This window comes from Bradyrhizobium sp. ISRA436 (genome assembly GCF_029910015.1).
In the GTDB taxonomy this organism is placed as follows: Bacteria; Pseudomonadota; Alphaproteobacteria; order Rhizobiales; family Xanthobacteraceae; genus Bradyrhizobium.
On record NZ_CP094520.1, the window covers coordinates 45,374 to 64,956 of the forward strand.

Consider the following 19,583-nt stretch of genomic DNA (forward strand, 5'->3'; position numbering starts at 1 on the left):
ACCCTATCACCACGACAGGTCCGAGGGCTGCTTTCTCCTGGCGTTCGTCCTGATATTCACGATGCAGCCGTCGGCAAAGTGCACCACCCGGTCCGCCATATCGCCGATGGCCGCGTTATGAGTAATCAGCACGGTCGTTGTCCCGACCGCCCGACTCGCGCGTTCGAGTGCTTCGAGAACCACTACACCGGTCTTGCTGTCCAGCGCGCCGGTTGGTTCGTCGCACAACAACACGTCGGGCCTCTTGGCGATCGCCCGTGCCACTGCGACGCGCTGCTGCTCACCGCCAGAAAGTTCAGCCGGAAAATGGTCCATCCGATGCGTTAGCCCCACCAGGCCGAGCGCTTCCGCCGCCGGGAGCGGCCTGCGTGCGATGTCGGTGGCCAGCATAACGTTCTCGCTCGCGGTGAGGCTTGGGATCAGGTTATAGAACTGGAAGACGAAACCAATTCGTTCCCTCCGGTACTCAGTGCGCTTCGACTCGGTAAATTGGGTCAGATCATCCCCGCGAAAGAAGATGTCCCCGCTGGTCGGGATGTCGAGGCCGCCAAGGATGTTCAAGAAGGTTGACTTGCCGCTTCCCGACGGCCCAAGCAGCACGATGAACTCCCCTTCGGTCAGTTCGAGATCGACCCCGCGCAACGCATGCACCTCGCCGGCCTCGGTCTGGTACGTCTTAACCAGCTTCCTGGCGACAAACGTCGATCCACGATCGTTTGGCGAGACCGCGTGCTCGACCACCTGCTTTCTCCCCTTACCCGGCCCAGGGCCGAAGCATGATAACGATACCAGACACTGCCAGGCAGCTCCCTGCCACAGCGATCGGCTTGATCGTCTCCCTCAAGAAGATCGCCGCGAGCGGGATCACAAATAGAGGTTCGGTTGATCCGAGCGTGTTGGCGATGGTGACATCCAGAGTCTTCATCGCAAATAGCGAAAGCCAGAACCCTCCGAAGGTGATGACCATGACCGAAAGCAGAAAAAACGCTGCGAACCTAGGATGGCAGAGTGGCTTAAGGGATAGAAAAGCCCCTTTCTGCGCAAGAACAAAAAACAATATTCCAACGGTCCCCGCGAACATCCTGACAAACGCGGCCTGCACGCTTTCCATTGTCGAAAGGGCCTCCTTGGCGATAATCGTCGCCAACGACATGCATATGACCGCACCCACGCCACAGGCTATGCCGATCATTCGCGAATTTGAGCCCTCTGAGATCTGAGCGCAAAGGACGAGAGCCACGCCAGCCACGATTGCAGCTATTCCCACCCAATCCAGTGAACTTGGCATCTCGTGAAGCCAGACCACCGCAAGCATTAGGGTGACGACCTGGCCGAGCGTAAGAAGCACCACAACGGCGTGCGCACCAAGGTTGTCGAGAGCCTTGAAGAATAAGGTGTCACCGACAGCGATGCCAAGAACACCACTGAGGATAAGCATCGACAGGCTCGATACATCCACGGGAGCAGACGGGAGATACAGGACTGACAGTCCGAGAATGACAGTGCCTACAGCACCTTTCGCCAAAGTCAGCGCGGCAGGCGGAAGCTGATCACCCAACTTCTTGAAGAGGATTGACCCCAATGCCCAGCTCGCAGCTGAGATAAGCGCCGCCGCTGCACCTATCAATCGTTGGTCCACGCTCGTCTCGTTTTGGTCCTAGGTGCGATGATGTCGCGCGTGAGCAGACTTCCGCTTCTTGGGCGGCGAGATCTTCTCTGTAGGCTTGGGCGTGGCGCTTTCCGCACCCGGGTTTTTCGGGTCTTGCGCCACCTGCGCCTTCTTGACCTTGAACACCAGCAGATAGCGCTGTGGAATGTACTGATCCTCTTTCACCAGCTCGAAGCCATAGTTCAGCATCTGACCTATGATCAGCTCCTTTGCAACATACGGCCCGTGATAGGGAAGCACGCCAGGAGGGACCAGGCCATTGTCGACCAGAAACAGTCGGCCGTTGTCCGTTAGAGACTCCTTGATGCTTGCGATGAAGCTGTCCCGTTCCGGCTTGGTCGACATCGCATACATGTTGTGATAGAGCGAGCAAAGAAAGATGGCATCGACCTTGGTCTGGATTCCGGCAAGTCCAACTGATTTGCCGTCTGTTTCCACCGTGAACACGTTGTTGACGGCCATCGCCTTTTTCGCCTGCTCGATATAGCGCAGGTGATCGGCATTCATTTCTATCGCGTAGACACGCCCTGCAGATCCTGCCAATTTGGCGAACCGGAACGAGAAGTACCCGGGCCCACTCCCTACGTCAGCAATCTTTTCGCCGGGCTTTACGTCGAGACGCTTCAGCAGCTCGCTGCTCCGCTCCCAGCTTTCGCGGCGCGGATTCTCGAACAGGATTGTGTCCTCGAGCCAGACCTTGCGGTCTTGGCCAGCCTTAGTCTCCTCGTCGCCGATTTCCCGCAGGCGATATTTTCGGAAGAGATATTCCTTCAGGACCGCAAAGTTGTCACTGCCATAAACGTGAAAAAAGAACGCGACCTGGGGATCGCGTAGAAAGCTCGGCCTCTTGGCGGGATCGGCCGCGATATAGTCGGCGAACCATTGGAGAGCCGAGTATTCGCCGCCATAGTTTTCCCGCGGGATGATCTGATCATAGATGCTGCTCGCCTTAACCGCGTCTTCATGAGCCTTGACCTCGTCAGGCTCCTCCAACGCATTCAGTAGCAGCGTGGCGGCCTGACGGCCTTCAGCCGTTATTGCAAAGGAGTCGTTACTTCCCACGTGCACGAGTGACACGTCGGAATTGATCGGCACGTTGATGGTGACGGTTTGTGTGGTCGAACCGACTTGTGGTGGCGGCGAAGGCGGCAGCGGACCTGGATCACCAACCTTCGGGCCAGGCTGAGAATGTGCCGGCCACGGCGAGGCGTACAACAGCACCAGAATGCTCAGGCCCACGAACACCGCTCGTCGATTCATTCAAGCTACTCCGAAAGAACAAGCTACGACTGACCGGCACCGGATAGCCGGGTCGATGGTGGGCCATAGCTTCTGTTGACACATTAATTGCACTCGGGGGGCATCGGAGGAGTCAGCTTAAGCTTTTTGCCAATCAACCGAGTGAACATATCCTTCTGGGTCGATTCCAGCAGCGCCAGGATCTGTTGATCGGCCTGCATCCGAATCGCTTCTACCCGTCGGCGATTGTCGACCATCGTGGTGCAATAACTGGCACCTGGCGGCGCCGCGACAAACGCACGCTTCATTTGCGCTGAACGCGTCTCGCATGCCCGGCCGATTGCTTCCTGCTGGGCGCGGTACAACTTGAGCTGCTCCGCAACGGCTTGATCGATCACGGCGAGGCAGGGCCCTTCCAGCTGCAGCATGATCTGCTGCAGGCGGCCTAGTTGGGCAGGAGTCAGTTCGCGAGCTATCATTCCGCGTGTGTCGCGCACGTGACGCTCGACCGCGGCACGCTGAGCTTCGGGGCTCACACCAGGCTTGGCGACCGAGAGCTCCTGAAGCGTTGTGCGAAAATTCCGAGAAGCACGATTGAGCCTAGCGATTTGATCTCTCGTCAGCCCCAGGTCAGCCTGGACTTCCTCGCTGTTCTCAAGGAGCTGGAACGGATCGGCACCCGGCATTTGGGATCCCGGAACGGGCATCGAGGAATCCGGCAGCCCGAATTCGGGCCTCGGCAAAATCTGTCGCGCGGGCGGACTCTGACCAAGCCGCCCCTGCGCAACGCACTCTACCCCGAACACGAGGACACCACCAAGCAGCGCTACTGTACGAAACGAACGAAGTTTCATTTGCGAAAGAAATCCAAACTTGCGTCGCTGTTAGCGCACGCAAGCCAGCGCTATACAACATAGAGCAGCTTATCACTAGACCAGGCAGCACAACTGTACGAAACGAGCGAAGTTTCATTTGCGACGGAAATCAACACTTGCGTCGCTGTGTGCGCTCGCAGCGCTAAACGACATTGAAGCCGCTTGTCACTAGACCAGCTGAATGAAAGTGAGGTATTGGAGCGGAGGTGAAGACGTACAGTTTTGTGCAAGAGCCGCCGTCGGTTTTGATGGCTCTGTGTTGAGCGATTGATATGAATTCTCTGCCGGTGCCCATCGAAGGATTGATACCGTCGCGCGGTCGAGGCCGCTGACCGGTTCAAGTTAGGTTCGGAAAACTCTGATGAAATGCGGACTTCAAATCCTGCTGCTTTCCTTTTCGATCACTTGTGTACACTTGCCGGCGGCCGCGGAGGAGCAGATTGTCTTGCGCGGAGCTATCGAAAAGCAAAATGGGCCAGTCTTCGTCCTGAAGACACACTACGGTGCGCAAGCGAAGTTTACGCTCGGCGTTTCCTCCCAACTCGTCGCGGTCGAGCCAGGGTCATTTGAAATCATCAAGCCCGGAACGATGCTACGGGCCGTTGAAAGTGCGAGTGGATCACGAGGTCTCTTAGAACTGCAGGTGCTTTCGCAAGCCGTGCAAGAGGCAGTCCAGAGTCGTTCCGGCGGTCTTCTTTGGTCTGACAGCAGCAACATTGGGATCGTGAGCGATGTAAGCTCATCGGCAGACGGCTACAGGATCTCCATCAAAGACGGCTCTCATGAAAGGAGCATTCTGGCACCCACCCGTACGCCGGTGGTGATGTTCGATCACGGAAAGACTGCTGACGTGAACGTCGGAACCGCGGTGGTCGCAGCGGACGGGAAAAAAACGCCTGAGGGTCTCGTTGAGATCGACCTCCTAATCTACGGCCGCGATGGTGCAGTCCCCAATTTGTGACCAACTGTCCGCGGCCCCCTCCCCGCTCGAGTGATCGATTGAGAAAGCTGCTCTTCCTTGCGAGCGAGGATTGGTTCTTCGCCCGTCATTTTCTGCCAATGGCTCGCAAGGTCCGTACTGTTGGCTTCGAAGTCGCAGTAGCGGCCCGCATAACGGATCACGGGACCGAAATTGCAAATGAAGGACTACGCGTAGTCCCTATCGATTTCAACCGAGGACACTTCCAATCTCTGGTGCCACTACATGCTGTCAAGCAGTTGATCCAGACTATTCGACAAGAGAGACCCGATGTCATTCATTGTATCGGGCTCCCTCTTGTCGTCCTTGGGGGCATAGCAGCAAGGCTTGCCGGCGTTAAAGCGCTGGTGTTGGCTCCGACCGGATTAGGGCATCTCTGGACCGCTGATAGTAAGCGCGCAACACTTCTTCGACCATTCGTTAGAGTCTTGGTAGGACGCACCTTAAATGGCAAGACCACGCACTACGTCTTTGAAAACCATGAGGACCACAAAGAGTTCGGCCTTACGGCCAGGAATTCGAGCCTTACGTTTGTTAGTGGAGCTGGCACAGACCCGACGGTGTTTTGTTGGACTGACGAGCCTTCGTCTCCTCCGATCAAGGTGGCCGTCGTTAGCCGAATGCTTCGCAGCAAAGGCATTGTCGAGACCGTCCAGGCAGTCAGATTGGCGATTTCGCGGGGAGTCAATCTGGAGCTTCATCTCTTTGGCGCACCAGACCCTTCGAATCCAACAAGCTTATCGACCGAAGAGCTTCAGCAACTCTCAAGCGTCGATGGCGTCTGGTGGCACGGCTACTCCACTGACATTCCTGGGGTCTGGCGCGATCACCATATCGCGATGTTGCTCTCACATCGGGAAGGGCTTCCCAACAGCCTCGTTGAAGCGGCCGCTTGCGGGAGACCGATCGTTACCTGCGACGTTGTGGGCTGCCGCGAAGTCGTTCGCAACGGTGTCGACGGATTCTTGGTTTCGAAGAACGAAATCACGGAAGCGGCGGATAGACTCGCTGAACTTGCAAGAAGTACTGAACTCCGGAGGCGAATGGGGGCTGAGGCCCGCGGCCGCTTTCTGAATGAGTTTACGGTCGAAAAAGTAAGCGAAACGATTGCATCGCTGTACCGGAAGCTGTAGCAGCCCGTTTCAGCTGAGGCTGAGGCAGACCTAAGCTTGACCCGATCAAGGCCGACCCACGAGGGCACAACCTCGCTTCTTCAAGGCCTTCCGCTTCGGTTCCAGGACTCGCCAGCATCCGTTATGCCGATTGCGCCGTTCGCTGCCACAGAAACGAAGCCCTGGGTTACCAACTCGTCAACAGATTGATTTTTTTCACTCCCATCTTCAAAGAGGTAGAACAAGCGGCTCGCGGCGAGATACTCGCCCGCGCGATAGCTTTCGGTTCGGAGATGATCCATTATCTTTCGAGCACCTTCACTCAATTCTACCATCGAGGCCCCATCTGCAAACTACGTTCTAAATTTGAAAGACTAACTTCGATGCTTACACCAAACGACGTCCACCTTCCACGTTTTCCCGCATCAGACTCGCTTCCAGGGTTTAAATTGCGTTTGTTGGGCGTCGCCGGCTTGTATGCTAGGTCTTTGCTTCATTCGCCGGGCGTCCCAGTCTAATTTGCCAGGCAGCTAGATGAAATCCGGGCTGAAAGTTAGCATTCTTCTCGTCCTGATGTTGTCGGGCCATCCATCTGCGTCAGCCGAGACTTTGGAAGGCGCTCTCGGAAGAGCATACGAGAACAATCCTCAACTCAACGCGGAACGAGCGGCGGTGAGGCAAGCAGATGAAAATGTCGCACAGGCGCTTTCTGGTTACCGGCCTACCATTTCCGGAACGGCTACCTTAGGAACTCAGTACACCGACACCACGGTTGTTGTGCCGCAGCCCGATGCAACACCATCTGGACCATCAAGGAATTCCGCCGGCGCGAACCAAACCGCCACCTTTCGCGGTCGAACCACCCCCAGAGGCGGGAGCCTGAACGTTTCGCAAAATCTTTTCGATGGCTATCAAACCGGAAACCGGACGCGGGCTGCCGACGTGCAAGTCCTCGCGGCGCGAGAAAGCATGCGAGCTGTCGAGCAATCGGTGCTTCTGTCAGCTGTCATCGCCTACATGGACTACTTGAAGGATGCGGCGTTAGTCAAAGTGCAGGAGAGCAATGTTCGGGTCCTTGCTCGAACGCTGACAGACGGACGTGGCCGATTCAAGAACGGTGACATCACAAGGACCCAGCTCTGGCAAATCGAGGCCCAGCTGGCCTCGGGCGAAGCCAGCTTGCACGAAGCGCGGGCATCGCTCATGGCCGCGGAAGCAAACTATCGACGCATGATCGGTGTCGATCCTTCGGACCTGTCTGCGGGCAAGCCTGCAGACCATTTCCTTCCCGACAGTCTTCAGGTAGCGTTAGAACAAAGCCTGACCAGAAATCCAATGGTGGGTGCCGCAAGCTACGGCGTGGATGTTGCAGTCCTTCAAATCCGGATCGCTGAAGGCGGGCTGTTTCCGACGTTAGTACTCCAGGGGAGCGTCCAGGCATTTGAGGATCAGAACATTCTGACCCCAAGACTGTTCGCCGGTACGGTCGCACTAGGTCTCACCCTGCCGCTGTACCAGGGCGGGAAAGAGTATTCGGCCATCAGACAGAAAAAGGAAGCTGCCGTTCAACAACGCTTCTCCCTTGACGAGGTACGCGATCAAGTGCGCGCCAACGTTACGCAATTTTGGGGGCAGCTCGACGCGAGCCGATCGAGAACAGAAGCCGCCGAGCGACAGGTCAGAGCAGCAGAAAGCGCGTTGGACGGCGTAAATGGAGAGGCACGAGCAGGCCAGGCAACAACGTTGGATGTATTGAATGCCCAGCAAGCTCTCGTGACCGCGAGAATCAGCCTTGTTTCCGCGCAGCGCGATCGGGTCGTTACCTCCTACAATCTATTGGCGGCTGTCGGAGGACTGTCGGCAGCTGCACTTAACCTGCCCGTGCAAGTGTACGATCCATCGGTCCATTACCACCAAGTGCGAGATAGCTGGTTCGGATTGCGGACAACTTCGGGCCAGTAGACCTGCGCCAGCCTCGACGATCCACTTCCTAAGACTTGCATCTTCGCTCACGATATACGCGTCGCAGTTGTAACGAAGGTGAGGCCAGTCGACAAAGTAACTATCCGTCGGTGGCGCGGATCTTTTCGTTGCACGGCGCGACGTCGACGGGCTGCTGTTACGGCACCACGTCTCTCATGGGTGGCCTATTGGCCTATCTCGAGTTGGTCTCTCGCGTATGGCCCGACCAATCAGGATGACGAAGTCTCACCTTGTCGCCGCAGCCCAAATGCGCATTCAAGGGCACACTTGCACCATTGTCAGGATGCTAGCTTGCTCAAATGATGGCGGATCCACTTCTTCGTGCTCACTTCTTGCCCTCGCCTTCCAGCTGAGGTTAGATCAGACAGCCCAGCGGAGGCACACGTATGGACGCCGAGGTCAAGACTCGAACCGTTACGCTGGATGTCAGAGGAGATGCTACGTTCAACGACAGCCAGCTGCCTAAAGGCCTATACACCGGGACAGAGGTGCAACTCGGCATCCCGATGGCAGGTGAAGAGGTTCGCTGGACTAATCCTGAATATAAGCTTGGTCTTACGGCCGATCAAATGCGAGATGCCGGCATTCCGGTTGAGGAAAATTTGGTTTCGATGACTGAAGATGTGAGTAAATTCGTTACCTCAGGGGCGATCATCGTTCGACCGTGATTATGGGAGCGCCCCCAGTCGGTGCATGAATTCGCACGCCCGATCCATCTAGTTACCATTCCCTTAATCCGACGAACCCAGGATCGGGGGGCTCTCCGGCGAGCAGATGCGCCGCGCGTCACTCGGAATAAGAACACGCACTTCGTACGTAACGAGCGAGACGTTCCGCAGGGTGCGCTGTCGGAGTCACAACAGTTGCAAATGAGCTGCACCCGGACGAGAAGATGTCACACTTCAATCCGCTCCTCCGCTCGATTCAATCTGTCCGCCGGAACCTGACGAGCTTCAGGTAGGGCGGGACTCTTCTGCCCGATAGTGCCTCCGGCTCCTGCGGCAACTCGTCCGACGCCATCATGTCGCGCAGCGCTTCGAGTTCGGATTCGGTGACCTCGTGAAGCTCCATCCGACGCTCAAAGACAGCGAACGCCAGCAGCGTTGCAGTCTGGTCGCTGCGTCCATCAAACATAGCTGACACTCTTCCTGCGTCGTTTCATGTGTCCTCTCCACCATAGTTCGCCAGCTGCGGCCAGAGGCGGGCACGTTCCCAATGAACCAGACCTCTTGGCCAATTGTCCAGCAGCAACGCGAACGCTTGACCCCACACTAGCCTCACACTTTCGCTGAATACAATCGGACCAAGCGGGCACCAAACGACCCGTCTAACCTCCCATTACACCCGCTAAGTCACGACGGACGTAATACATTGATGTCCCGTCGGAATACGAGAACGCGACTGTGCAGCTGGTAAGCATGCGCGCAAAATCCCCTGAGGAGGCCAACCCGTGGCAGTTGTGGTTATGTCAATATTTTGCCAAATGTAGAGGGTGGGGTCTCGCCCGGAGAAACGGCTTGGCGCGATCGACTTTTGGTAGTCGGCAGCGACGGTATCATCGCTGTTTTCAACGCGCAAATGCATCTGGATGCCATCCCGCGATCTTCCATCGATTACTGTGGTTCTCGACCAACTGACGATCCACGCGAACGTTAACGTAGCACATCACGGAAGAACCTCTGAGCGAGCGGCTTGGGGGATTCCCGATTTGAAGGACGGATCACCAGAATGAATAGATCAGTAGCAAAGAAGATGAAACAGCGCAGTGCCGGCAAATCCGACATCGAGTTGGGGAAGCGAATTCGCCTGCGGCGTGTGGAACAGAAGATTTCCCAGACCGCACTCGGCGACAAGCTCGGCGTCAGCTTCCAGCAGGTCCAGAAGTACGAGAGGGGTGTCAACCGCGTGGGCGCAGCCCGCCTTCAGCAGATCGCGACCGCGCTCGATGTGCCGATCGCTTTCTTCTACGACGGCAACAACAGGGAGCGCGAGGTCGATAGCCTTCTGTTCCTCGACAGCGCCTTCAGCCTGCGGTTGCTGCGCGCCTACAGCAAGATCAAGGATCAGACCGTGCAACGTCAGCTGGTGTCCTTAATGGAGTCGATTACCGCCAACGAGGATTGAGCAGCGGCACCAGCCAGGTCGCGGCCGCGCTCGACCAGCCCGAGCGGATCGACCAGTACCCGGGCGCCGCACCACACGATCTGCCGATTGGGATCGGGACAGTATTAAAGCGCTGCCATGGCGGATCGCGGCGCTTTTTCTTCCCGACATCCGACGAGAAAATTAAACTCCTTTACCACATAGAACCATCTTGACGCGCGAGTTGCGTGAAAGGATGCCAGATCGGTAACGTCGTCTTTGGCCATCGCGCCCCGCACTCATCGCGGCGGAATAAGACTCTGCACCGCGGCCTGCAGTGTGTCCGGCGTGAGAGGAACCACCCCACGAGAACGACGCATCGCCCCCGAGGTCCTGTGACCGCCGTTTCAAGCATGCTTCCCGCTGCGACGCTTTTCAGCGAGACGAGACCCGTCTCCCCCCCACAAGCCGTTCTGGGCTGCGCGGATAGTAGAGCTGACCCTGGAAGGAGGTTGCTGAAGCCGTTCTGCTGAGCGTCGATGACTCGTTTCGGCCGCCGATAGAGCCGAGAGCAGGCAAAGAGGCCCCTGCCGACCCCAACAGCGTGGGCAAGTACTCGGGAGCTTTCGTGTCGCTGTGGCTCTCGTGGACAACGCAACGATTGCTATCTTCGTATCGGCCAAGACGCAGCGACTAACACTATGACGATGGAGATAACAATCACTGTCCAGTTGTAGAGACCCCAAAGGGGGAATTCCTCGAATAGCCAGTTGCTCATCTGAGAGCGCTTTTTTCTAAAATAGACGAAAAGGTCATTTCGGCACAATCAGACATCACGCTTAGGCCGACCTAACGGCTTTCAAAACACTTAGAAGGCCAAAAAGTGAGAGAGGTCCAAGTCACAGGAATGGTTGGAGTTGACGGTGGCGTCGTTTCCGAGGTGATTAGCCTCAAATCATCCGGCGTTGGAGCGCCGGATCCAGAAGTCGCCGATCTGACTTATGCTCGATTGTCCATATTGGCGCGTCCAACCGCTGCGCAACGGTTCTGACAACTAGACACTCCGCCGCAAAGATTAGGGAAGCCGCCAGTGGGCTGCCTGCTCTGCCAACATTTGCAGCGCCGCCTGCCCCGACCGGGGAGTCGGGACGAGCCTGATATAATATCCGCCCACCCGGCGGGGCAATCCAATCGGCAGCGCCGGCGGATCGAAAATCAGTTCTGCTTCTTCGCGGGCGCGGCGGGGTTGGCGTTCGGCTTCGCATGCTTCTTGTGGTGAGTCTTGTGGTGGACCTTGGTCATTGAGGCGTCGGTGGCATTCGCGGCCAGCGCGGGCGCCGCAAGAATCGAAATTGCGAGCAGGGCGACGGGAATCGTCTTTAGCATGATCGTCTCCTTGAAAAATTGATCTGGAGGTCGCCGGCCGGATGCCCGGGCTCTCGATCGTGCCGGGCACGCTAGAGTGCGCGCCTGAACCGGAAATGAACGGAACCCGTAACTCGGGTTCGGGATAATGCATCTCACGCGGTAACGCACGAATCGTACTAAGTTTTTATCGTCTGTCGCATGTAGCTTGACGCGCGCCTTTTGCGAGGGAGAATTGCTATCGGCTGCGTGGCGCCGGACGTGAGATCTTTGTCGGACACCTAGCCTCGCCAAGGAGTTGGTTTGCCGCGGCGCTGTTTGGCTCCAGAACCAGGCTGCGTGCGCGCGGCAAGCCCTCCCTAAACGACCTCGGGTGAGGTGGTTATCGTCTCCCATTTCGGGTCCTACGATTCAGCCGCTCGTGCATTTCCTTGCTGGCCTTGAAGAACGGAAGACGCTTTTGGTCGATTTGCACGCTCTCGCCCGTTCCTGGGTTGCGGCTCGTACGAGCCTGCCGATGCTTGACCGAAAATCCTCCGAAGCCACGCAACTCAACCCGGTCGCCGCACGCAAGTGCGTCGACGATCTCGTCGAGGATTGCGCGCACGATTTTTTCCACGTCGCGCAGATGAGAATGCTGGTTGCGGTCGGCGATACGCTGAACGAGCTCGGACCTGATCATCGACACCGGTGTCCACGAAAGTTTTGCGCGCCCGCTATGTTGACAGATTGCGTTCGTTATCGGTGCGCAAAATTTTGTACGGAACGGACTGATGTGTGCACCTTCTGCAACTCGCACTCAAATCGTGCCGCAGCAGTACTCGATACTGCCGATTTTCTATAGTCGCCTACACCGAAGTTTAAGGCGTCCGGCGCAGACCCGTCGCGCGTGGAATCCATGTAGATTGAGGCAGGTGTCGCGATGAGTCGCTGGGAGGACCGCCGCAGTCGGATGCTGACGGCGTTCGCATATTGCAACGCGTTCTTTCTTGCGCCAAAGGCGCTACGGCACAAGTGCCTGCTTCAACGCTTTGCGCGCGATCCGTCGGGCAACTACGTGATCGCGGTTGCGTTGGTGATGCCTGTGCTCGTCGGAATGGCCGGCCTCGGCACGGAGGTCGGGTGGTGGCTCTACAAGCACAAGAACATGCAGAGCGCGGCGGATTCCGGGGCCGTGAGCGCAGCAACCGCGGGATCCAACCTCATTGCGCAGGCCAACTCGGTAACGGCGTCCTATGGCTACGCCAATGGGACCAGTGGCGTCACGGTCACGGTGAACCAGCCGCCTTCCAGCGGCAAATTCACCTCGACCCCACAGGCGGTGGAGGTCATCGTCAGCCAATCGCAACCGCGGCTGCTTTCCGCGCTGTTTCAGAGTGGTCCAGTTCTCATTACGGCGCGGGCGGTCGCGATACCGAATTCCGGCACCGGCTGCGTGCTTGCGCTCGACCCCACGGCCAGCTCAGCCGTCTCGGTAGGCGGCAGCAGCAACCTGAACCTAATCGGCTGCAATCTTTATAGCGACTCCAACGCCGCTCCCTCGCTGAACGTCAATGGCGTCGCGACGATCTCCGCCAATCAGGTCGGAGTGGTCGGCACGGTCTCCGGCACGAGCAACATCACGGCGACCAATGGCATCCGGACCGGCATGTGGCCGGTCTCCGATCCCTATGCGAATGTCTCGCTCACCATGCCGACTTACTGCGACTACAACAACAAGATCCAGGTGAAGGGGACCACCACACTCAACCCCGGTGTCTATTGCGGCGATATCAGCGTTAACGCCGGAGCCACCCTGACACTGAATCCCGGCGTCTACTACTTCAACGGGGCGAACCTATCGGTCGCGGGCAACGCAACCATCACCGGCAGCGGCGTGACGCTCGTCTTCACCGGCTCTGGCAACAACTGGGGCTCTGCCACGATCGGCAGCAACGCGAACGTTACCTTGACGGCTCCGACCTCAGGCGCGACCCAGGGCATCGTGATGTACGGCGATCGCAAGATGCCGGTGGGCACGGCGTTTTCGCTGGAGGGCGGCGGCACCCAGAATTTCGGCGGCGCAATCGATTTGCCGAAGGCGGCCCTGAAGTTCGCCGGCGGCAACGGCACGACGACCTCGTGCACGCAGATCATCGCGGACACGATTACCGTCACCGGCAGCTCGAATATTCAAGTCAATTGCGCGGCCCTGGGCTCCAGCGCGATCGGCGTCCAAACCGCACAGCTGGCCGAATAGATGGCGGGTGTTGAAATGACAGCAAGCCCCCCTCCCCCTCATCACTATTCTCGGCGGCTGATATCCGGCCTGGTCTGCCGCTCCCTCCGTCACGCAGCGCGCGATACGCGTGGTGCCGCTGCAATCGAATTCGGCGTGCTTGTACCAATCCTGGCACTCATGGTGATTGCGATCGCCGACATCGGTTTCGGCGTCTACCGCAAGATGCAGGTCGAAGACGCCGCCCAGGCCGGCGCGGAGTGGGCTATCAGGAACGGCTTTGATACCAATGGGATCTCGAACGCGGTGACCAGCGCGACGAGCGCGTCAATTGTTGTGTCACCGTCTCCCGTGCAATTTTGTGGCTGTGCGACGGGCTCGAGCGTCAGTACCGTATCGTGCGGCACGCCATGTTCCGGAGGGACGAAGGCCGGCACGTACGCGATGGTCTCGGCACAGCTAACGTACAGCACGACCCTGAACTACGGGGCCGTACCCAGCACATATACCTTTGTTGCACAATCCACGGTGAGGCTGCAGTGAGGCTCTCCGACATATGGCGCGATCAGCGCGGGACGTCGGCGGTCGAATTCGCGCTGATTGCCCCTGTGTTCTTCCTGTTCGTCTTTGGGATTATCGCGTGTGGACTGTTGTTCTGGACGCAGATTGGTTTGCAGCATGGTGTCGAGATGGCAGCGCGATGCGCCAGCATCAACACCACGGTCTGTCCTAATAGCAATCCGAGCGCCATCACCAACTATGCCATGCAACAGGCTCTGGGCGTGAGCCTGCCGGCCTCAACATTCACTTACAGCACGCCTGCCTGTGGAAATCAGGTCAGCGCCACCTATACCTTCACTTTTCCGAGCATCTTGAACCTCAACCCGCTCACGCTGACGGCGCAAGCTTGTTTTCCCGCTTGACACTCCCCAAAGTGTGAATGCCGGATATAAAGTCTCCGAACGTGCCGTTTGGACATTCTTCACGATATGACCGATGCCGTAGCCAACAGGGGACCCGGCGGACGAGGCGAGCACGCAGGTTGCGGTCAGCGAGAAGCTTCGGGCCGTCACGAGCACGGTGATAATGCGAAATGTGGATCCCACTTCGTCCGGCTTCGGAAATCTGTTGGCGAAAAGTTCAGTCGAGCGCCGATCCTCCTTCGCAACGAGGGGATAGAAAGTACGTCAAAGGATGTCCGGATCGTACCCGAGCCTGAGAGAGGCAAGGGACAGGCCATCACATTCGTTTTTATCGAGCTTCAGACAGGGCGAAAACGGCCTAGCCGACGGCGCTTCCGGCTCCGATCCTCGTTCGACACTATCATGTCATACAGCCTCAGTCCCGTAGGAATACGAGAATGAGGCTCTGCCGCCAGTAAGCATGCGCGCAAAATCCGTGGAGATTCCAACCGTGGTAGTTGTGGTGGTGTCAATATTTTGTCAAATGCGGAGCGCGAGGTGTTGAGAGGCGCTTTGGCCCGATCGATTTTAGGTAGTCAACAGCATCCTTATCATGGGTGCCTCCAGCGCGCAAATGCGTCTGGATACCATTCCCCGCGATCTTTTGGATTACCATGGTTCTTACGACGAACTGACGATCCAGACGAACTGTAACGCGGTACATCATGGACACCCCCTGACCTAGCCGGTCTCGGGGATTCCCGATTTGAAGGACAGGTCACCAGAATGAGCAGATCAGCAGCAAAGAAGATGAAACAGCGCAGTGCCGGCAAATCCGACATCGAGTTGGGCAAGCGCATTCGTCTCCGGCGTGTGGAACAGAAGCTTTCCCAGGCCGACCTCGGCGACAAGCTCGGGGTCAGCTTCCAGCAGGTCCAGAAGTACGAGAAGGGCGTCAACCGCGTCGGCGCTGCCCGTCTTCAGCAGATCGCCACCGCGCTCGATGTCCCCGTCACATTTTTCTACGATGGCGACAACAAGGCGCGCGAGGTCGACAGCCTGCTGTTCCTCGACAGCGCCTTCAGCCTGCGGTTGCTGCGCGCCTACAGCAGTATCAAGGACCAGGCCGTTCAACGTCAGCTTGTGTCCTTGATGGAAACGATTGCCGCCAACGAAGATTGAGCGGCGTATCTAAGCCGCTGTCATCGCAGATGGCGGCGCTTCTTCTCGTCAGATCGGGAATTTTTAGCCGCAACCTCCGCTGGAGCTCGTCGATCGAAGATGCGCTGTCAAACGTCTTTTTTGGCTCCACGGCTAAACACCCGAAAGAAACTGTTGCACTCTCCGAACGCTTCCGGCAGGTCGCGAGGAGCTCCAGTGCGGACAATCCAGAGCACCCCCTCCACAACCATGCGATTGGCCGGTCGAACCGCGCTTGTCCGAACCGCCGATGATCAGACCCGCGATGCGGTCCCATTGCTTATCCCTCATAACGAGCCAATCGCGTACACCCAAGGCTGCCTCCCCAAAGAGCGGCCTTGACATCCATTCGCGGTTGCTGCCGGCGCGCAGCGCTCCGGCATGCGCTCGATCGTCGGCGACTTCTTGTTCGGCAGCTCGATCGGCACGGCCTCTCAGCAGTGGCGAATCTCTTGGGCTTTCGGGACAGATCGACGATCTGGCCGCGCTCATTCACGCCGGCGGCCGCACCAAGGAAGGCATGTTCAGCGGGTCTGCGATGTGCGAGCGCGCGCCGACACTCTTGAAGATGGTCCGCACCAACGCGTCCTACATGAACCTTTGGTTCAGTCATTGGCTCACCGACACGCTAGTCTGGCACCACCTGCAGGACTGGATCAATCCCGGCTACCTGGAGCGCAGTGAGCAACGGCAGAAAGATCTGGAGGGCACACACTTCATGCTAGTGCCCGGCAAGGTCGATCGGTGGGTAACCGGGCGCAGGGCTAGTCCGCGAGCTATGGGGGATTTTGGGTGACGAGGTGATCAGGCGGCGTGGTTTGCCGGCATTTGGATGACCTCGATGCCGTCGTTGAATCTGACACCTGCGATGACCTTCGGCAACTGATTTGTGCCTTTGAGCCATCGCCAGGTCTTTGATGCGGCGATCACCAGCTTGAACACCATCAGCCTGGCGGTGGTCGGCGACAACGAGCCCTTGGTGCGCACCGTCCGGTGCCGCACGGTGGCGAACACGCTTTCGATGGGATTGGTAACCGGTATAAGATTCTCGGTGCTGATGTTCGGCTGCGGCTTTCAAGATCGTGGCGTATGGTGCGACCATCCGGGACAGAGGCACCGGGAGCACGAAGGTGTGGGCAGGCCGTTGCGTACGATGAGCTGCGAGCTCGAGTTAGTAGCTGGCCGCCTCTACGACTAGCCCGGTTGCGCCGTGAGCGCGGATCCGTAGTTGTCGTGTCGCCCACCGTTCCCGTCATATGACAGGAGGTGCAAATGCGACGCGTAATCGGAATGGATATCCACCGAACTTTCGGCGAGGTGGTTTTCTGGGAAGACGGCAGACTTCGACCGGCCGGTCGCGTCGATATGACCCGCACGGCACTGGAGGGCTTTGGCAAAAGCCTTCAACCGATAGACGAGGTGGTGATCGAAGCGACCGGCAACTGCATGGCGGTGTCACGGGTGCTGTCGCCGTTCGTGAAGCGGGTGGTCATCGCCAACCCATTGCAGGTGAAGGCAATCGCGCATGCCCATGTGAAGACTGACAAGGTCGACGCGGGCACGCTGGCCAGCTTGTACGCGGCCGGCTATCTGCCGGAAATCTGGACGCCGGACGCGGCCACAGAACGGCTGCGCAGGCTGATCGCTCGGCGTTACCAGGTCGTGCGGCATCGGACCCGGATCAAGAACGAAGTGCACGCAATCCTTCATGCGCACCTGATCCCAAAATGTCCGCACGCCGATTTATTCAACGGCCGCGGCCGCGATTGGCTGGCGCACCAGCCAGTACCCGACGACGAACGGGATGCTATTGAGCGGCATGTGCGCGAGCTCGATCGGCTCGCCGAAGATCTCACGATCCTCGATCGGGAGATCGCTACAAACACGCTGGACGACGGCTCGGTCAGGCGGCTGCTGACGATCACCGGCGTCAATCTGGCGGTGGCGGCCGGGTTGATGGCGGCAATTGGCGATATCACGCGCTTCAAGAGCCCGCAGAAACTGGTCAGCTACTTCGGGCTCAATCCGCGTGTGCACCAGTCGGGCCTCGGTGCCGCTCATCATGGCCGGATCAGCAAGGTCGGACGCAGCCACGCCCGGGCCATGCTGGTAGAAGCCGCCTGGGCTGCCGCCAAGGCACCCGGACCGCTCCACGCTTTCTTCGTGCGCATCCGCGCCAGACGGGGCCATCAAGTGGCCGCCGTCGCCGTAGCGCGCAAGCTGACCGTCCTGTGCTGGCATCTGCTGACGAACGAAGAGGATTACCTCTGGGCCCGGCCCAGTCTTGTCGCTCACAAGATGCGCGGCATGGAGTTACAGGCTGGGCGAGCGCAGAAAAAAGGCAACACGCGCGGCTCTACCTACGCGTACAATATCAAACAACTCCGCGATCAGGAGATGCACGTCGCCGAGCAAGCGCAGAGAAGGTATGAGCACTTTGTCGAAGCTTGGCGCCCGCGCCCGCCAAAAGAAAAGGCGCGCGGGCGCCTCAACCCGGCAGGGCACAGATAGGGCTGCCCTGCGACGCTTACAGCCGACGCGCCGCTCTTCGCCACGAGGTCACCCGCGCACGACAATAACGATCGCCTGTTCGGGCTAGTTCCCATGCCCCTGGGATACTGGGCCGGTGAGTCATTGTGTTCTTTCCAGGCCCGATCCGATCGAGGATGCCGCCGTGCTCGGGCCGGTCAAGGCCAAGCCTTGCGGTGGCCGCAAACTGCGGCCAGCCTTGACCGCCCCTGCGCGCGGCAGCTGCGAGATGGGCGGTCGGGACGGAAGAATGCCCGCGGCGCGGTCGAACAAAAGAATGCATCTTCCGGAGCCCGCTAAAAACTGCTTGTCGATCTCATCCGTGGTGCGCAAGTGATCCCAATGCTCGGCAGGAAGGTCGTAGAAGGCCAGCAGCGCGTCGCGATCCTTGACCAGGCATTCGACCGCCCGGCCGTACTTGGCGCGGTATTTCTCGGCGAAGACGTCGATCGCCGCTTCGGCGGACGCCCGGTTCGGCGCCCAGTAGACCTCGCGCAGATCCTTCTTCATGGTGGCCTGTACCGAGAGCGGGACCTTGTCCAGGACGTTCACGGTCTTGTGCACCCAGCATCGCTGGTGCCGCGTGCCGGGAAAGATCTCGTCGAGCGCCTTCCAGAAGCCGAGCGCGCCGTCGCCGACGGCAATTTCCGGGGCGATCTGCAACCCGCGCTGCTTGACGTCGATCAGGAGCTCGCGCCAGCTCTGCGCGCTCTCCCGCACGCCGACCTGAAAGCCGACCAGTTCCTTCTTGCCTTCCGGCGTCGCGCCGATCAGCACCAGCATGCATTCGCCGTGGTCTTCCATGCGGGCCTGCAGGAAGACGCCATCGGCCCACACGTACACGTATCGCCGCGCCGACAGATCGCGCCTCTGCCAGCGTTCGTACTCGCCTTGCCACTCGGCCGTCAGCCGGGAAATCACCGCGGGCGACAGGTTCGGCGCGTCCTTGCCCAGCAAGGCCGTCAGCGCCTCCTGGAAATCGCCGGTCGAGATGCCGCGCAGGTACAGAACCGGCAACAGCGCATCCAGACTTCTGGTCCGCCGTGCCCACAGCGGCAGGATCGCCGAGCTGAACCGGATCCGCTCGCCATCGCCGGCCGTCCCGCGGTCGCGAATCTTCGCCCGCGCGACATCGACAGGGCCGATGCCGGTCTGGATCGTTCGCGCCGGGCCGTAACCATGCCGCACGACACGGGCGCGCCCGTCGGCAAGCTTCAAGTCCTTCACCGTGGCAAGAAATGTCTCGACTTCGACCTCGACAGCCTGCGCCAGAAGCTGCCGCGCACCAGCGCGCAGGACATTGGTCAGTGGATCATCGATCTCGTCGGGCTGACGAAGCGGGACAATGTTGCTAGTCTCATTCATGGCGTATCGCTCTCCTTGAGAGGTTCTGGCAGGCTCGACACCCGCCTCGATACGCCGCCTATCTC

Annotated in this window: 19 protein-coding genes and 3 pseudogenes; 11 read left to right on the forward strand and 11 right to left on the reverse strand. The window is 58.8% G+C overall.

From position 1 onward, the window contains the following. Window positions 1-6 precede the first annotated feature (6 nt). From MTX23_RS35100 to MTX23_RS35115, 4 genes are all read right to left on the reverse strand, one after another. Window positions 7-741, reverse strand: coding sequence for an ABC transporter ATP-binding protein (locus MTX23_RS35100; protein ID WP_280978376.1), 735 nt, complete (start codon window positions 739-741; stop codon window positions 7-9). Window positions 742-754: 13 nt separating this feature from the next. Then, window positions 755-1,639, reverse strand: a complete 885-nt coding sequence (locus tag MTX23_RS35105; protein WP_280978375.1) for a DMT family transporter — start codon at window positions 1,637-1,639, stop codon at window positions 755-757. 18 nt (window positions 1,640-1,657) lie between these two features. After that, the gene (locus tag MTX23_RS35110; RefSeq protein ID WP_280978374.1) at window positions 1,658-2,929 is read right to left on the reverse strand and encodes a methyltransferase domain-containing protein; all 1,272 of its coding nucleotides are present in this window, start codon (window positions 2,927-2,929) and stop codon (window positions 1,658-1,660) included. A gap of 83 nt (window positions 2,930-3,012) precedes the next feature. Continuing rightward, complete coding sequence (locus tag MTX23_RS35115) at window positions 3,013-3,594, reverse strand: hypothetical protein (protein ID WP_280978609.1); 582 nt, start codon at window positions 3,592-3,594, stop codon at window positions 3,013-3,015. A 550-nt stretch (window positions 3,595-4,144) separates the two neighbouring features. On the opposite strand from MTX23_RS35115, the gene MTX23_RS35120 reads away from it, so the two are divergent. Next, window positions 4,145-4,744 carry a hypothetical protein gene (locus tag MTX23_RS35120; RefSeq protein WP_280978608.1) on the forward strand — a complete coding sequence of 200 codons (600 nt, stop codon included), beginning with the start codon at window positions 4,145-4,147 and terminating at the stop codon, window positions 4,742-4,744. A 38-nt stretch (window positions 4,745-4,782) separates the two neighbouring features. After that, window positions 4,783-5,895 (forward strand): glycosyltransferase family 4 protein, encoded by a 1,113-nt coding sequence (locus tag MTX23_RS35125; RefSeq protein ID WP_280978607.1) that lies wholly within the window; start codon window positions 4,783-4,785, stop codon window positions 5,893-5,895. 80 nt (window positions 5,896-5,975) lie between these two features. Here the strand turns inward: MTX23_RS35125 and MTX23_RS35130 are convergent, their stop codons facing one another. Then, window positions 5,976-6,209: a hypothetical protein gene (locus tag MTX23_RS35130; RefSeq protein ID WP_280978606.1), complete on the reverse strand. Its 234-nt coding sequence runs from the start codon at window positions 6,207-6,209 to the stop codon at window positions 5,976-5,978. Window positions 6,210-6,408: 199 nt separating this feature from the next. Here MTX23_RS35130 and MTX23_RS35135 point away from each other — a divergent pair, with 199 nt between their 5' ends. Both MTX23_RS35135 and MTX23_RS35140 read left to right on the forward strand, forming a co-directional pair. Next, complete coding sequence (locus tag MTX23_RS35135; protein WP_280978605.1) at window positions 6,409-7,836, forward strand: TolC family outer membrane protein; 1,428 nt, start codon at window positions 6,409-6,411, stop codon at window positions 7,834-7,836. A 407-nt stretch (window positions 7,837-8,243) separates the two neighbouring features. After that, window positions 8,244-8,525 carry a hypothetical protein gene (locus tag MTX23_RS35140; protein ID WP_280978604.1) on the forward strand — a complete coding sequence of 94 codons (282 nt, stop codon included), beginning with the start codon at window positions 8,244-8,246 and terminating at the stop codon, window positions 8,523-8,525. A gap of 256 nt (window positions 8,526-8,781) precedes the next feature. Here MTX23_RS35140 and MTX23_RS35145 read toward each other — a convergent pair whose 3' ends face one another. Continuing rightward, on the reverse strand, window positions 8,782-8,991 hold the full coding sequence (locus tag MTX23_RS35145; protein WP_280978603.1) for a hypothetical protein: 210 nt from the start codon (window positions 8,989-8,991) through the stop codon (window positions 8,782-8,784). Window positions 8,992-9,585: 594 nt separating this feature from the next. Here MTX23_RS35145 and MTX23_RS35150 point away from each other — a divergent pair. Both MTX23_RS35150 and MTX23_RS35155 read left to right on the forward strand, forming a co-directional pair. Then, a complete protein-coding gene (locus MTX23_RS35150) occupies window positions 9,586-9,981 on the forward strand; it encodes a helix-turn-helix transcriptional regulator (protein WP_280978602.1) in 396 nt (131 codons plus the stop codon). Continuing rightward, window positions 9,978-10,175, forward strand: a complete 198-nt coding sequence (locus MTX23_RS35155; RefSeq protein WP_280978601.1) for a hypothetical protein — start codon at window positions 9,978-9,980, stop codon at window positions 10,173-10,175. The genes MTX23_RS35150 and MTX23_RS35155 overlap by 4 nt, the downstream gene beginning before the upstream one ends. 979 nt (window positions 10,176-11,154) lie before the next feature. Here the strand turns inward: MTX23_RS35155 and MTX23_RS35160 are convergent. Then, window positions 11,155-11,325 (reverse strand): hypothetical protein, encoded by a 171-nt coding sequence (locus tag MTX23_RS35160; protein ID WP_280978600.1) that lies wholly within the window; start codon window positions 11,323-11,325, stop codon window positions 11,155-11,157. Window positions 11,326-11,686: 361 nt separating this feature from the next. Next, window positions 11,687-11,986 carry an integration host factor subunit beta gene (locus MTX23_RS35165; protein WP_280978599.1) on the reverse strand — a complete coding sequence of 100 codons (300 nt, stop codon included), beginning with the start codon at window positions 11,984-11,986 and terminating at the stop codon, window positions 11,687-11,689. A 270-nt stretch (window positions 11,987-12,256) separates the two neighbouring features. Here MTX23_RS35165 and MTX23_RS35170 point away from each other — a divergent pair, with 270 nt between their 5' ends. The 4 genes from MTX23_RS35170 to MTX23_RS35185 all read left to right on the forward strand — a co-directional run bounded on the left by MTX23_RS35170 (window position 12,257) and on the right by MTX23_RS35185 (window position 15,606). Then, on the forward strand, window positions 12,257-13,543 hold the full coding sequence (locus MTX23_RS35170; protein ID WP_280978598.1) for a TadE/TadG family type IV pilus assembly protein: 1,287 nt from the start codon (window positions 12,257-12,259) through the stop codon (window positions 13,541-13,543). Further along, a complete protein-coding gene (locus MTX23_RS35175; protein ID WP_280978597.1) occupies window positions 13,544-14,065 on the forward strand; it encodes a TadE/TadG family type IV pilus assembly protein in 522 nt (173 codons plus the stop codon). Beyond that, window positions 14,062-14,445 (forward strand): TadE/TadG family type IV pilus assembly protein, encoded by a 384-nt coding sequence (locus MTX23_RS35180; RefSeq protein ID WP_280978596.1) that lies wholly within the window; start codon window positions 14,062-14,064, stop codon window positions 14,443-14,445. Before MTX23_RS35175 ends, MTX23_RS35180 begins: the two co-directional genes overlap by 4 nt. A gap of 765 nt (window positions 14,446-15,210) precedes the next feature. Then, window positions 15,211-15,606 carry a helix-turn-helix transcriptional regulator gene (locus MTX23_RS35185; RefSeq protein WP_280978595.1) on the forward strand — a complete coding sequence of 132 codons (396 nt, stop codon included), beginning with the start codon at window positions 15,211-15,213 and terminating at the stop codon, window positions 15,604-15,606. Between the two features lie 110 nt (window positions 15,607-15,716). Here MTX23_RS35185 and MTX23_RS35190 read toward each other — a convergent pair. Together MTX23_RS35190 and MTX23_RS35195 are read right to left on the reverse strand one after the other, a co-directional pair. Then, a pseudogene (locus tag MTX23_RS35190) lies at window positions 15,717-15,939 on the reverse strand (transposase); the annotation flags it as partial. A gap of 489 nt (window positions 15,940-16,428) precedes the next feature. Further along, a pseudogene (locus MTX23_RS35195) lies at window positions 16,429-16,656 on the reverse strand (IS256 family transposase); the annotation flags it as partial. Between the two features lie 258 nt (window positions 16,657-16,914). On the opposite strand from MTX23_RS35195, the gene MTX23_RS35200 reads away from it, so the two are divergent. Further along, a complete protein-coding gene (locus MTX23_RS35200) occupies window positions 16,915-18,135 on the forward strand; it encodes an IS110 family transposase (RefSeq protein ID WP_280978611.1) in 1,221 nt (406 codons plus the stop codon). A 327-nt stretch (window positions 18,136-18,462) separates the two neighbouring features. On the opposite strand, the pseudogene MTX23_RS35205 reads toward MTX23_RS35200, so the two are convergent. Beyond that, window positions 18,463-19,518, reverse strand: a pseudogene (locus MTX23_RS35205) (IS256 family transposase); the annotation flags it as partial. Window positions 19,519-19,583 lie beyond the last annotated feature (65 nt).

Bases quoted from the DNA above. Each gene is read 5' to 3' on its own strand.
- MTX23_RS35110 (WP_280978374.1), bottom strand. From the start codon at position 2,929: ATGAATCGACGAGCGGTGTTCGTGGGCCTGAGCATTCTGGTGCTGTTG.
- MTX23_RS35115 (WP_280978609.1), bottom strand. From the start codon at position 3,594: ATGCCGGGTGCCGATCCGTTCCAGCTCCTTGAGAACAGCGAGGAAGTC.
- MTX23_RS35120 (WP_280978608.1), top strand. From the start codon at position 4,145: ATGAAATGCGGACTTCAAATCCTGCTGCTTTCCTTTTCGATCACTTGT.
- MTX23_RS35130 (WP_280978606.1), bottom strand. From the start codon at position 6,209: ATGGTAGAATTGAGTGAAGGTGCTCGAAAGATAATGGATCATCTCCGA.
- MTX23_RS35135 (WP_280978605.1), top strand. From the start codon at position 6,409: ATGAAATCCGGGCTGAAAGTTAGCATTCTTCTCGTCCTGATGTTGTCG.
- MTX23_RS35140 (WP_280978604.1), top strand. From the start codon at position 8,244: ATGGACGCCGAGGTCAAGACTCGAACCGTTACGCTGGATGTCAGAGGA.
- MTX23_RS35145 (WP_280978603.1), bottom strand. From the start codon at position 8,991: ATGTTTGATGGACGCAGCGACCAGACTGCAACGCTGCTGGCGTTCGCT.
- MTX23_RS35150 (WP_280978602.1), top strand. From the start codon at position 9,586: ATGAATAGATCAGTAGCAAAGAAGATGAAACAGCGCAGTGCCGGCAAA.
- MTX23_RS35160 (WP_280978600.1), bottom strand. From the start codon at position 11,325: ATGCTAAAGACGATTCCCGTCGCCCTGCTCGCAATTTCGATTCTTGCG.
- MTX23_RS35165 (WP_280978599.1), bottom strand. From the start codon at position 11,986: ATGATCAGGTCCGAGCTCGTTCAGCGTATCGCCGACCGCAACCAGCAT.
- MTX23_RS35170 (WP_280978598.1), top strand. From the start codon at position 12,257: ATGCTGACGGCGTTCGCATATTGCAACGCGTTCTTTCTTGCGCCAAAG.
- MTX23_RS35175 (WP_280978597.1), top strand. From the start codon at position 13,544: ATGGCGGGTGTTGAAATGACAGCAAGCCCCCCTCCCCCTCATCACTAT.
- MTX23_RS35185 (WP_280978595.1), top strand. From the start codon at position 15,211: ATGAGCAGATCAGCAGCAAAGAAGATGAAACAGCGCAGTGCCGGCAAA.
- MTX23_RS35200 (WP_280978611.1), top strand. From the start codon at position 16,915: ATGGATATCCACCGAACTTTCGGCGAGGTGGTTTTCTGGGAAGACGGC.